Annotated in this window: 9 protein-coding genes; 7 read left to right on the top strand and 2 right to left on the bottom strand. The window is 57.0% G+C overall.

The genetic code is table 11. The annotated features are described in order from the left end of the window. Positions 1-138: 138 nt before the first annotated feature. A complete protein-coding gene (locus tag HMPREF2547_RS02070) occupies positions 139-648 on the bottom strand; it encodes an Rv1476 family membrane protein (protein WP_049193487.1) in 510 nt (169 codons plus the stop codon). A gap of 367 nt (positions 649-1,015) precedes the next feature. Here HMPREF2547_RS02070 and acnA point away from each other — a divergent pair, with 367 nt between their 5' ends. From acnA to HMPREF2547_RS02040, 6 genes are all read left to right on the top strand, one after another. Then, entirely contained in the window at positions 1,016-3,802 is a 2,787-nt protein-coding gene (gene acnA, locus HMPREF2547_RS02065) for an aconitate hydratase AcnA (RefSeq protein ID WP_080971469.1), read from the top strand. Positions 3,803-4,024: 222 nt separating this feature from the next. After that, positions 4,025-4,591 (top strand): TetR/AcrR family transcriptional regulator, encoded by a 567-nt coding sequence (locus HMPREF2547_RS02060; protein WP_016422763.1) that lies wholly within the window; start codon positions 4,025-4,027, stop codon positions 4,589-4,591. Between the two features lie 142 nt (positions 4,592-4,733). After that, on the top strand, positions 4,734-5,483 hold the full coding sequence (locus HMPREF2547_RS02055) for a glutamine amidotransferase-related protein (protein WP_016422762.1): 750 nt from the start codon (positions 4,734-4,736) through the stop codon (positions 5,481-5,483). Between the two features lie 47 nt (positions 5,484-5,530). Next, positions 5,531-6,277 (top strand): glutamine amidotransferase, encoded by a 747-nt coding sequence (locus HMPREF2547_RS02050; RefSeq protein ID WP_080969614.1) that lies wholly within the window; start codon positions 5,531-5,533, stop codon positions 6,275-6,277. Between the two features lie 45 nt (positions 6,278-6,322). Then, on the top strand, positions 6,323-8,599 hold the full coding sequence (locus HMPREF2547_RS02045) for a sensor histidine kinase (RefSeq protein ID WP_070604574.1): 2,277 nt from the start codon (positions 6,323-6,325) through the stop codon (positions 8,597-8,599). Next, a complete protein-coding gene (locus HMPREF2547_RS02040) occupies positions 8,592-9,350 on the top strand; it encodes a response regulator transcription factor (protein ID WP_224433497.1) in 759 nt (252 codons plus the stop codon). The genes HMPREF2547_RS02045 and HMPREF2547_RS02040 overlap by 8 nt, the downstream gene beginning before the upstream one ends. Here HMPREF2547_RS02040 and HMPREF2547_RS02035 read toward each other — a convergent pair. After that, positions 9,347-10,978 (bottom strand): ABC-F family ATP-binding cassette domain-containing protein, encoded by a 1,632-nt coding sequence (locus tag HMPREF2547_RS02035; RefSeq protein WP_069359559.1) that lies wholly within the window; start codon positions 10,976-10,978, stop codon positions 9,347-9,349. The two genes, HMPREF2547_RS02040 and HMPREF2547_RS02035, sit on opposite strands and share 4 nt — an antisense overlap. A 20-nt stretch (positions 10,979-10,998) precedes the next feature. Here HMPREF2547_RS02035 and HMPREF2547_RS02030 point away from each other — a divergent pair, with 20 nt between their 5' ends. Beyond that, positions 10,999-12,207 carry a lycopene cyclase family protein gene (locus HMPREF2547_RS02030; protein WP_070604572.1) on the top strand — a complete coding sequence of 403 codons (1,209 nt, stop codon included), beginning with the start codon at positions 10,999-11,001 and terminating at the stop codon, positions 12,205-12,207. Positions 12,208-12,267 lie beyond the last annotated feature (60 nt).

Here is a 12,267-nt window from a genome sequence, read left to right as displayed (position 1 = left end):
TTGAGATAGTGACTGAGTTCTCCACTGCTACCAGTTTTTGGGGCATTTACCCTGTCCCTTGCCGTGGGGTGGAAAACCGGGGACGGTGAATGTATTCAGTGGGGCCGTTAACTCCAGCGTCCGTCGTAAAGCGAACTCTTAGGCGGTTGGGCGTGTGTGTAGCCAGTAGAACGTCAGCCCGACGAAGAGTGCGACGATAACGACGCCTGCGATGAGGCTGTAAAGAGTCCACGGAACGACGTAGTTAGTGAGCTCGTGCAAATAGGCATCGAGACCCGCCGGATAGTCTCGCGGAGTCTCCATCATTGCGTGGTCGGCGCGTTCAATGGCTGCGCGGGGGAAATCGGCAGATGCGGTGGCCACATTGCCCGGTGTGCGCACGACAGTCGTTCCGCCGACTTGGTCCGCTACTTGGCGGGCAAAGGAAAAGATGTCGGTGTTCTTTTGTTCGGCGACGGGGTAAATCTTCTCGCTATCTAGGTAGATGATATTGAAATTGGGCACCCCCCGATTTGCTGCATCGTCGACAATTGGCTGGACCGCTTCTCGGAGCTGTGGGTTATTTGTCACGATGTTGTCGGTGCGTAGCTGAGCGACCACCTTCTCGACGGTTTCTTTCGCTGCCTGTGAATCTGCTGGCGTATGCATTAATTGCCTTCCGTATCGTGCTCCTGTTTTGCGTGAGAATGGTTTCCACGCGCCCCAATTTGGCGGAGATGCTGCTTCGTTTGTCCTATCTATAATGGCCTGCTCTGGATGTGAACGGGGGTAGCGTGACTCGGCGCGCCGCGAGCAATCTACATACAGAACGTTCGTACTGTTATTGTTGATGCAAGGACGGTAACGCTTCCTTAAAAACGTGTGTGTGGGCTCGTGTGCCCCGCGTCGTGATTATTGCTTTAATTGGTTGATAAGGGGCGGCGTGATCGCACCTATGCCTTATGGAGAGCCGAAATTCGAGTGCCGGACTCTTCAGTTAAGGCGACAATTCACCCGAATAGAAATGGAGCTGACTGTGGCTGAAAGCAAGAACTCTTTCAACGCCCTGCGCAAGCTTGAGGTCGGAGACAAGTCTTATGACTACTTCGCTCTTGACGCCGTGCCGGGTATGGAGAAGCTGCCTTACTCGTTGAAGGTTCTCGGTGAGAACCTGCTGCGCAACGAAGATGGCGCCAACATCACTGAGGAGCACATCAAGGCTGTCGCCAACTGGGTTCCTTCGGCTGATCCGTCGATCGAGATTCAGTTCACCCCTGCTCGCGTTATTATGCAGGACTTCACCGGCGTCGCCTGTGTTGTCGACCTGGCTACCATGCGTGAGGCTGTTAAGACTCTCGGCGGCGACCCGGATCAGGTTAACCCGCTGAACCCGGCAGAGATGGTCATCGACCACTCGGTCATCATCGAGGCCTTCGGTAGCGAAGACGCTCTGGCTAAGAACGTCGAGATTGAGTACCAGCGCAATGATGAGCGCTACAAGTTCCTCCGTTGGGGTACTGGCGCATTCTCCAACTTCCGCGTTGTTCCTCCGGGAACCGGTATTGTCCACCAGGTCAACATCGAGTACCTGGCTCGCGTTGTCTTCGAGAACAACGGCCTGGCATACCCGGACACCTGTGTTGGTACTGACTCTCACACGACCATGCAGAACGGCCTGGGCATCCTGGGCTGGGGTGTCGGTGGTATTGAGGCTGAGGCCGCAATGCTTGGCCAGCCAATCTCCATGCTCATACCGCGCGTCGTTGGCTTCAAGCTGACTGGCGACATTCAGCCGGGTGTTACCGCAACCGACGTTGTGCTCACCGTCACCGATATGCTGCGCCAGCACGGCGTCGTCGGCAAGTTCGTAGAGTTCTACGGCGCTGGCGTCTCCAAGCTGCCGCTGGCCAACCGTGCGACCATCGGTAACATGTCGCCAGAGTTCGGTTCCACCGCCGCAATCTTCCCGATCGACGATGAGACCGTCAAGTACCTGGCCCTGACTGGCCGTGACAAGGAGACCCTGGAGCGCGTCGAGGCTTACGCCAAGGCTCAGGGCATGTGGTTGGACGAGAACACTCCGGAGGCTGAGTACTCCGAGTACCTCGAGCTGGACCTGTCCACCGTCGTTCCGTCCATCGCTGGCCCGAAGCGCCCGCAGGACCGCATCGAGTTGGCTTCCGCCAAGGAGCAGTTCCGCAAGGACCTGCACAACTACTCCGACGGCGAGATTAAGGGCGCTGTCAAGGCTTCCGCACCGACCTCCGAGCTGGCCGCAGACTACAACGAGTCCCGCGAGGGCCACGGCGAGTCCGCCGCTAACGGCGCTGAAGGTCGCCCGAGCTCCCCGATTACCGTCACTTCCCCGAAGGGCGGCGAGTACACGCTCGACCACGGTATGGTCGCTATCGCTTCCATCACCTCTTGTACCAACACCTCCAACCCGTCGGTCATGATTGGTGCTGGTCTGTTGGCACGCAAGGCAGTCGAGAAGGGTCTGCAGGCTAAGCCGTGGGTCAAGACCATTTGTGCTCCGGGCTCCCAGGTTGTTAACGGCTACTTCAAGCGTGCTGACCTGTGGAAGGACCTCGAGGCTCTGGGCTTCTACCTGTCCGGCTTCGGTTGTGCAACCTGTATCGGTAACTCCGGTCCGCTGCCGGCTGAGATTTCCTCCGCCATCAACGAGGCCGACCTGGCTGCTACCGCGGTTCTGTCCGGTAACCGTAACTTCGAAGGCCGCATCTCCCCTGACGTGAAGATGAACTACCTGGCCTCCCCGATCCTGGTTATCGCCTACTCGATCGCCGGTACCATGGACTTCGACTTTGAAACCGACGCCCTGGGTCAGGACGCAGAGGGCAACGACGTCTTCCTGCGCGACATTTGGCCGTCCACCGAAGAGATCGAAGCAACCATCGAGGCCTCCATCTCTTCCGAGCTGTACGACGAGGACTACAAGGATGTCTTCGCTGGTGACGAGCGCTGGCAGAACCTGCCGACCCCGGAGGGCAAGACCTTCGCTTGGGACGACAAGTCCTCCTACATCCGCAAGGCACCGTACTTCGACGAGATGGAAATGGAGCCGGCACCGGTTTCCGACATCAAGGGCGCTCGCGTCCTTGCTGCCCTGGGTGACTCGGTGACCACCGACCACATCTCCCCGGCTTCCTCCATTAAGCCGGGCACCCCGGCTGCTCAGTACCTCGACTCCATGGGCGTTGAGCGCAAGGACTACAACTCCCTGGGTTCCCGTCGTGGTAACCACGAGGTCATGGTGCGCGGCACCTTCGCTAACATCCGCCTGCAGAACCAGCTGCTTGACGGTGTTACCGGTGGCTACACCCGCGACTTCACCCAGGAGGGTGGCCCGCAGGCCTTCATCTACGACGCTGCCATGAACTACAAGGAGGCTGGCACTCCGCTGGTCGTCGTTGGTGGTAAGGAATACGGCACCGGTTCCTCCCGTGACTGGGCAGCTAAGGGCACCCTGCTGCTGGGCGTCAAGGCTGTTATCGCTGAGTCCTTCGAGCGTATCCACCGCTCGAACCTCATCGGCATGGGCGTTGTTCCGCTGCAGTTCCCGGAGGGTGAGTCCTGGAAGTCCCTGGGCATCGATGGCACTGAGACCTTCGACATCGCTGGTCTGGAGGAGCTGAACAACGGCTCCATCCCGAAGACCGTCAAGGTTACGGTTACCAAGGAAAACGGCGAGTCCTTCGACTTCGACGCTGTGGTCCGCATCGATACCCCTGGTGAGGCTGACTACTACCGCCACGGCGGTATTCTGCAGTACGTCCTGCGCAACATGATCAAGGGCAACTAGTTTCCCTTTGACTCGTGCGCGCTAGGGCTTGTTACAAGCAGCGCTTCTAGAGGCCGGTAGGTAGCGCTAGCCCGCGGATTCATACCCCACGGGCTAGCGCCCTGCCGGCCTCGGGTTTCTCTACCCCAACCAAAATGAGGCTTGGGAAGTATAGGAATGGCGCTGCCACGTCATGCAGTGAAACATGTCCCTGGGCGTCGCCGGCAAGAAAAGAGTTTCCTTATGCCAAAAGTGAGTAACCAGGATTTAGCTCAACGGCGGCACGAAATTCTCGACGGCGCTCGGCAGTGCTTTGCAGAATTCGGCTACGACGGCGCAACGGTCTCTCGTCTGGAGTCCGCTACCGGTAAGTCTCGCGGTGCTATTTTCCATCACTTCGGATCCAAAGAAGGTCTGTTCTTAGCATTGGCCGAAGAAGATGCCGCAAATATGGCGGAAGTCGCGGAGGCTTCCGGCTTAGTGGAAGTAATGCGTGACATCGTGGCGAACCCAGACAAGCATGGCTGGCTGGGAACTCGCCTTGAGATTGCCCGTCGCCTTCGCAGCGATCCGGAGTTTAAGGGCCAATGGTTGGGCCATCAGGATCAATTGGATGACGCTGTTGCCCACCGATTGACCCAGACATCCTCATCCGGCTCCCTACGGTCGGATTATTCGGTTCGCACGATGCAGCTTTTTCTCGAGCTGATGCTCGATGGCATCATCGTTCGTCTGGCATCTGGTCGCACTGTCGACGAATTGGATTCCGTGCTTGATTTAGTTGAAGACAGCTTACGGCGCAAGGACTAGCCACTCAGGCTAGGCCTGATAGCGTTACGTACCACCCGCTCCCCTAATACGGGAGCGGGTTTCGGCTTTCTGCCGTGCATTTACCCCGTTTGACCGGTGAAGATGCATAGATTTCACTCAATATGGACTAAGCTGTCTATTTATGAGTGTGGGTAAGTTTTTGTTGGTGGCGCTCCGCCCCGCAGATGGTGCGGGGCAAGCCGAGTACCAGGACTTTCTGGATTCCACCGGGCTTGAGCCCAGCCAGTTGGATCTGTTTACCATCGACGCTGTCGGCGCTAAGTTGCCCGACCTGACCTCCTATGACGGCGTATTTGTCGGAGGCAGCCCATTTAACATCACCGACCTTGAGCATTCGGGTTTGCAGAAGTATTCGCACGATGTGCTTTACGACGTACTTAGGAGTCCTGTCCCCGCACTGCTTATCTGCTACGGCGCTAGCTACACAGCCTTTACTTCGGGTGGTTTGGTTAACCTGCGCCACGGCGAAGTAGCGGGTTCTACCCGGGTAGAGCTCACCGAAGCCGCCACTCAAGATCCAATAGCTTCGGTGTTGCCTCCGGTTTTTTATGCGTTGACTGGCCACAAGGAATCCGTTGCGGAACTTCCCAATCACGCAACTTTGCTTGCCACAGGTCCAACCTGTCCGGTGCAGATGTACTCGATCGGATCGAATAACTGGGTTACCCAATTTCATCCGGAGATGAATGCTAACGGACTGCTCCGCAGAATGTCTTTCTACACCGACGTCGGTTACTTTGACCCGTTGGAAGTCGACGCGATTCGACTAAAGGTATCTGATGTGGACCTCCAGGCCGTCTCGTCAATCATCCCCCGATTTATGCACGTATGTACGCATGCAGCCAATCCGAGCCTGCTAGTGGTGCAGTAGTCTCCGTCCCCCTCTAGCTCCCTTTTTCACGAAATTTGTTCCCGCAAATGTCTACCTCCGCCAAGCCCTTCCTCTTGCTTTCCACACGCGGCGAAGATGCCGCAGCTCACGCTGAACATCTCTCATTTGCCAGGAGGTGTGCATTGGCGCCGGCAAAGTTGCATCAAATTCGCCTGGAACAGTCTCGTCCGGGGAATCTGAATCTAGATAACTACTCGGGCGTAATCGTTGGCGGAGGACCCTTTAACGCCTCTGATGACGATAAGAGCTATCTACAGAAGGAAGTCGAGACCTGGTTCGAGGATTTGTTGGCAGAAGTGCTCGAACGAGACTTCCCCTTCTTCGGAGCTTGTTATGGCGTCGGCCTGCTCGGTACTGCTGGCCATGGCCGTGTCTCCCGCAAGCACGGGGAGCAGGCAGCTGTAATCGAAGTAGCTGCAACTCCAGATGGCGAATCAGATCCAATTCTTGATGGTTTACCGGCCCACTTTCACGCCATCGTCGGCCACAAGGAGGCCATCGAAGAACTGCCTGGCGACGCTACGTTGTTGGCAACTGGTAAGGACTGCCCCGTACAGATGTTTCGGTTGGGCCGCAATGCATATGCGACGCAGTTTCACCCGGAATTAGATGCCAACACATTTGCCCAGCGTCTCCAGATTTACGCAAATGAGGGCTACTATTTACCAGGAACAGATCTTAAAGCGGTGTCGGCCGCGCGACAGTTGGATGTTGCTCGAAGTGGGCGTATTCTTCAGAATTTCGCTCGGCTCCATACCGCATGTAGAGACTAATTAGTTTTGTCTAGTGGCAATAAGCAAAAGGAATGTGATTGTCGCATGGAGAGGTGGAATCCCGATTCGGCACTTGCCGGACAGTCACCATCAATTGAAATGTCTGTGCTGCGATCCGGCGCGATTATTATTGCCGTCACCGGCTTTTTGTGGCAGGTTGAATCGGCTGTTCGTTCTGTCCCCTTTGAAAACTTTCTGAGCCACTGGTTCCCTTTTGCATCACTGCTCATATTCATTCTCAGCGATATGTTGCTGATTTGGGCTGTGATTAATAATACGCGGCGAGGCCTTATTACCGCACTGCGTGTGCCGATGTACATCATGTTGGTTTTCCTGATGTTGGTTTCAACCTATTGGGATCTCCCTCATAACCTCGTTGGAAATGCGCTCTGGTATAGCCCATTTTCAGGTTTAGCCCTCGCTGCATTTGCTCTGACAGTGCCACTCCACATCAGTTTGTCCGTGATGGTATTTGTTCCCGGACTTATTGCGGTCATTAATTCGTGGTTGCTGGGACACACTTTTTGGCTCGACATGTTGTCGGATGTTGGTTTCAATCTCATCAACACTTTTCCATTTGTGATTATTGCAGGCTCTGCACAACCCGTCGCAAGGCTTATTGACTTCACCTACGAGAACTCTCGGAAGGTCAATGAGAGAGCGGAGCGTATGCGTGTCCGCGGCGAGGCGATGAGCAGCTTCAACGCCTATGTCCATGACTATGTATTGGCCGCACTGTCTGCAATCGGTAAGGGCTCTAAGATTGACTTCTCGCTAGACGAGCAGACTGGGCTGTTTTTCTCGCCTCGGCAAACAGTAAGCGGTAGAACTTTTGCGGAGTCCGTACGAGCGCAATTGATGTCGGTGAGCCCCGACATTGGGGTAACGCTAGATACCAGCGAAGAAGGCGGTCCAGTTCGGCTGCCAGGAGAAGTTGCTAACACGTTCCTATTAGCCGCAACCGAGGTGGCAAATAATGCCAAGCGTCACGCAGGTGCCGCAGCGGAAAAGAAATGCCACATTCGTGTTGCCTCGGGAGAGGTGTCTATTGATTTTCGTGACGATGGCACCGGGTTCGACCCCGAGGGAATTGACCCGCATCGTGCAGGTATCCGGTTGAGCGTTAAAGGGCGAATGGAGGCCCTTCGCGGTGGAGATGCTCTCGTTAATTCAAAGCCTGGGAAAGGTACTCAGGTTATTCTCAAATGGCACGGTAATACCTCTCCTGTGGAAGAGGAAGATGTAGTCGATTCCTCCGCTCACACGACATCGCTGTATGACCTCATGGGAATGTCAATTGTTTTTTCCTGGCAGTTCTACGGCGCGATCGTCGGCGTGTTGTTCATGGTTCTAGTCAGTAATGGACAATTATTTACCGCGGCCGGGCAAATCAGTCTGGCATTAGCGATCGGCCTTCTCGGGCTGATTATGTATGGCCGCCATTCACAATTGCCGTTAGCCCGTGCAATTGTAACTGGTGTCGCGATCGTTGTATTAGCTGTCGTGGGGCTCTACCAGCCCATTCCAAATAATTTGGAATGGTCGTATTTCTGGCACTTTAGCTTAATTTCTTTTGCATCTGCATTGCTCGCCATCCGCGGCCGCCCCTGGGTTGCGCTGAATTCAGTGCTCGGTGGCGCGATCATGGTGGAACTTCTCAAGTTCTTCCCCTTTGCCCCCTCGGATACGACCCACATCAGTATCTCTGGAGTTGACCTGTTAGTTCGCTCCGTGATGTTGGTCGCGGGAATTTTGACGTCCATCATGGTCCGCTTTTTTATGCGCACCGTTCCGCAGTCTATTCAGGATTATAATCGTGCGCTGTACGCTGCCGGGGCCGCCAAAGAGTACGAAATTAGCAGCCAGAGTAACTACGAATGGCTGCAGCGCCGGGTCGGCCCCATTTTTAGCGCCGCTGCAGTTTTGGAAGAACCGACCCCGCGACTGCAGTTGCGTGCGCGGCTTACAGAGCAGCTTCTCCGAGACGTCCTACGTTCGCCGCATCTAAATGTTGGGTCCCTTCACCAAGCTGTTTGGGACGCCCGCGCAAGAGGTGTTCATGTCCGGCTCCTCGATGACCGCAATCACACGCAGGCCGTTTCCGATAGCACCGATGTGCGCCGTATTCCGCTTGTCGACGACGATTCCGCGGTGGCCAAGTTGATGCCGAACTTCCTCGAAGCAATCGATAACGCCGAAGAAGGATCGGTAACAATTCGCCTATTGCCCCCGGGCAGACGTGCATTTGCATCTATTTCTGATGACAATGGAGTGCAAAGGTTTGATGAAGCCGGTGAGAGGATAGTGATGTCACGTGACTAGGGAGAATATTGCGGGAATGAGCAATGCTTCCATCGACGTCTCGGCTGCAATTGACTCCGACAACATCGGAGATTACAGCGTGCAGTCGGATCGTTTGCTTCGCGTTGCTGCGATTGATGATCATGCCTTGACTCTGCAGGGGCTCGAAACCCTGCTTTCTGCAGAGCCAGACTTTGAGCTCGTCGGCTGTTATCAAACTGTGCCGGAGCTACTGGCCGATGTGGGCACCGATGACCGCCTGGATGTGGTCGTGCTGGATCTACGGCTGGCGGATAATTCAGATCCAGCACAGAACGTTCTGTCGCTGGAATTGGTTACCGATCACGTGCTCATCCTCTCGTCAGCTGAAAGCCCATACCTTGTCCGAAAGGCAGTGCGTACCGGAGTAATGGGGGTTGTGCAGAAATCGGAAACCCCGGAGACAATCGTGTCTGCAGTACGGCTGGCGGCACTTGGCAAGGGCGCGCTGACTACAGAATGGGCATCGGTAGTTGACTCTGATCCCCTGCTCGACTCTGTCGATTTGTCAGAACGCCAGCGTGAGGTACTGGAGCTTTACGCCTCCGGTGAGTCGACGAAGCGAGTCGCGTCGATGACAGGGCTGACACCGAACACCGTGTTGGACTACTTGGGTCGTATTCGAGCCAAGTATGCGGCAGCTGGCCGGGCCGAGAACAGCCTTAACAAGTCGGAGATGTATAGGCTCGCTCAGCAGGACGGTTACCTGCCAGGGCCAATGGATCCGTCTTAAGCCAGCTCGACGATTTCCATGTAGTCGTCGCTCCAGAGGTCTTCGGTGCCGTCGGGAAGCACGATGACGCGCTCGGGCTCTAGCGCCTTGACCGCACCTGGATCGTGGGTAACCAGAACGACGGCCCCGGTGTAAGTGCGAAGTGCATCGAGAACCTGTTCGCGGGACTGCGGGTCGAGGTTGTTAGTGGGCTCGTCGAGAAGCAGGACGTTTGCGCGGGAGCTAACCAGCGTCGCCAGCGCCAGACGCGTCTTCTCACCACCGGAGAGGGTTCCCGCTGGCTGCTGCAGCTTGTCGCCGGAGAACATAAAGGCACCGAGCAGGCTCCGCAGTTCCGGCTCGTTGACGTCAGGGCAGGCGTAGACCGTGTTTTCCCAGACAGTCTTGTCCGGGGCAATCGTGTCATGCTCCTGGGCGAAATAGCCGATGCGCAGGCCGTGGCCGGAGACAATGCCGCCTTCGCCATCGGTGCGCTCCACACCGGCGAGTAGCTTCAGCAGCGTCGTCTTACCAGCGCCATTGAAGCCGAGGACAACCACGCGGGACCCCTTGTCAATCGCAAGATCCACACCGGCGAAGACTTCCAACGAACCATACATCTTGGTCAGTCCCGTGGCGTTGAGCGGAGTCTTGCCACAGGGCGCCGGCTCGGGGAAGGAAATGTGGGCGACCTTATCCTCGACGCGGACTTCGTCGAGACTGTCCATCATGCGCTCAGCGCGAGCCACCATCTGCTTGGCCGCACGGGCCTTCGTCGCCTTCGCGCCTAGCTTCTCGGCCTGCTTGCGCAGTGCGCTGGCTTTCTTCTCCGCGTTAGCGAACTCACGGCGACGTCGAGCCTCATCGGTCGCGCGTGCCGACAGGTAGTTCTTCCAGCCCATGTTGTACACATCAGCTTCGGCGCGCACCGCATCGAGGAACCAGACTTTGTTACACACGGCCTCGAGCAGCTCGACATCGTGCGAAATCATAATCAAGCCGCCCTCATGCTTACTGAGGAATTCGCGCAGCCAGGTAATCGAATCCGCATCGAGGTGGTTCGTCGGTTCGTCGAGAAGCAGCGTCGTGGCGGACTTGCCCGAGCCTTCGGTAGCGGCGAAGAGAATCTGCGCAAGCTCGACGCGGCGGCGCTGACCACCCGAAAGCGTCTTCAGCGGCTGGTCGAGTACGCGCTCCGGCAACCCCAGCGCGTCGCAAATGCGGGCTGCCTCGGCGTTCGCCTCGTAGCCGCCGAGGTCGTGGTAGCGCTCCTCGAGACGCGAAAACTTCCGAATCGCCGCATCGCGTTTCGTGTCAGTGGTCGCGGTCTCCATGATCTCCTGTTGGCGATCCATGCTGCGGCGGATTTGGTCAAGACCTCGCGCCGACAGCACACGGTCGCGGGCGGAGATGTCGATGTTGCCCTCGCGCGAGTCCTGTGGCAGGTAACCAATCGAGCCAGAGCGCACTACTGAACCGCCATAGGGTTCAGTTTCACCGGAGAGAATACGCATAGTCGTCGTTTTGCCAGCACCATTTCGCCCGACGAGTCCAATCCGGTCTCCCGGCTGGACGCGCAGCTGCTCACCCGGCGCAGTGAGCAGGGTACGGGCGCCGACTCGGACTTCAAGGTCATGGGTCACAATCACGAACGAGTAGCCTACCAGTTATGACTTCATTTCCCGTGACCGCCTCCGTCGTCGGCCTCGGGCCCGCCGGAAGAATCGCCGCCCACCGCGCATCCGCTCGCGGCTGGGATGTCACCGCTTATGCCCCCGCCGGTGGCACGCTGCCCTCGACGATTGGTCTCTGGTGCGACCAACTCCCCGACTGGTTGCCCAGCGACTTCCTCGCCGCCACTTTTCAACCCAGCGTCATTCTTGCCGACGGCACCGAACGTCAGCTCGCCCGCAACTACGGCGTTGTTAACAAGGACTGCCTGCAAGAACTTGGCGGTTTCCACATCGAACGCCGCGCACTCACCGATTCCGAAACCACGGGTACTGACATCACAATTGTCACCACCGGGCGCACGCACGCCGCAGTCGGGCGAGGTGGGCAGGTACGGCAGCTCGCCATCGGGCACATCTTTTCGCTTGACGACGTCCCCAGCGCCCACCGCCGCGCAGTCCTCATGGACTTCACTCCGGCTGAACCGGTTGACCCAGCGGCAGAGCCGGCTAGTTTCTCCTATCGCATTTTCTTGGATGACAGGACCTTCCTCATTGAAGAGACCATTCTCGCTACTCCGACTCCTATGGTTGACGGGTATCGTGGCGAAGCCGGTGCTGCAGTCCGGATCGGCGGTGAGGCCGATGACTCCGCACTTTTAGCGCTGTTGCGTAGACGCCAAAGTGCACGGTTGAAGTCCCTGGGGCTTTCGGAAGATCTGGCCATCGATGAAGAAGTGGTGTCCTTTCCCCTACTGGCAAACTTTCCCTCTCGCCGCGGTAACTTCTGGCACAGTGGACCATCCATGGGCACCCTCTTCGGCTTTGCTGGTGGTTGGATGCATCCTGCCACTGGTTACTCGGTGGGTTCGGTTATCGAAGATGTCGACCGCTTCTTGGCCGATATGGAAAAGAAGGGAAGCCGGACGCTGGGGACGTCGTTAAGCATGCGATTGCAGCGATGGCTACGCGAACGTGGGCTCGCGGCGTTGCTGGGGTTCGATGCACGACAGACGGGTGCGTTTTTTCGGGCGTTCTTTTCGTTGCCGGAAAAGGACGTGTTTGCCTATTTGATAGGGACATCCCCACTGACGACGCTTCGCGCTATGGCGAAAGTGGCCGTGCCTTTGCTGAAAATGAGTCCGCGTACGTGCGGAAAGCTCATCGCAGGGTTTGTGTGGGGACCTGGGAGATGGAGATCTCGTTGACCGGGAGCATATACATCAGCCGATTTGTGGGGTGATACCAACAATTAAAGCGGTGTGGTT

Origin of the sequence: Corynebacterium sp. HMSC055G02 (genome assembly GCF_001809065.1) — a bacterium.
GTDB lineage: Bacteria > Actinomycetota > Actinomycetes > Mycobacteriales > Mycobacteriaceae > Corynebacterium > Corynebacterium jeikeium_D.
Note: the sequence above shows the minus strand (reverse complement) of the source record. Positions and strands in the feature narration are given on the sequence as shown.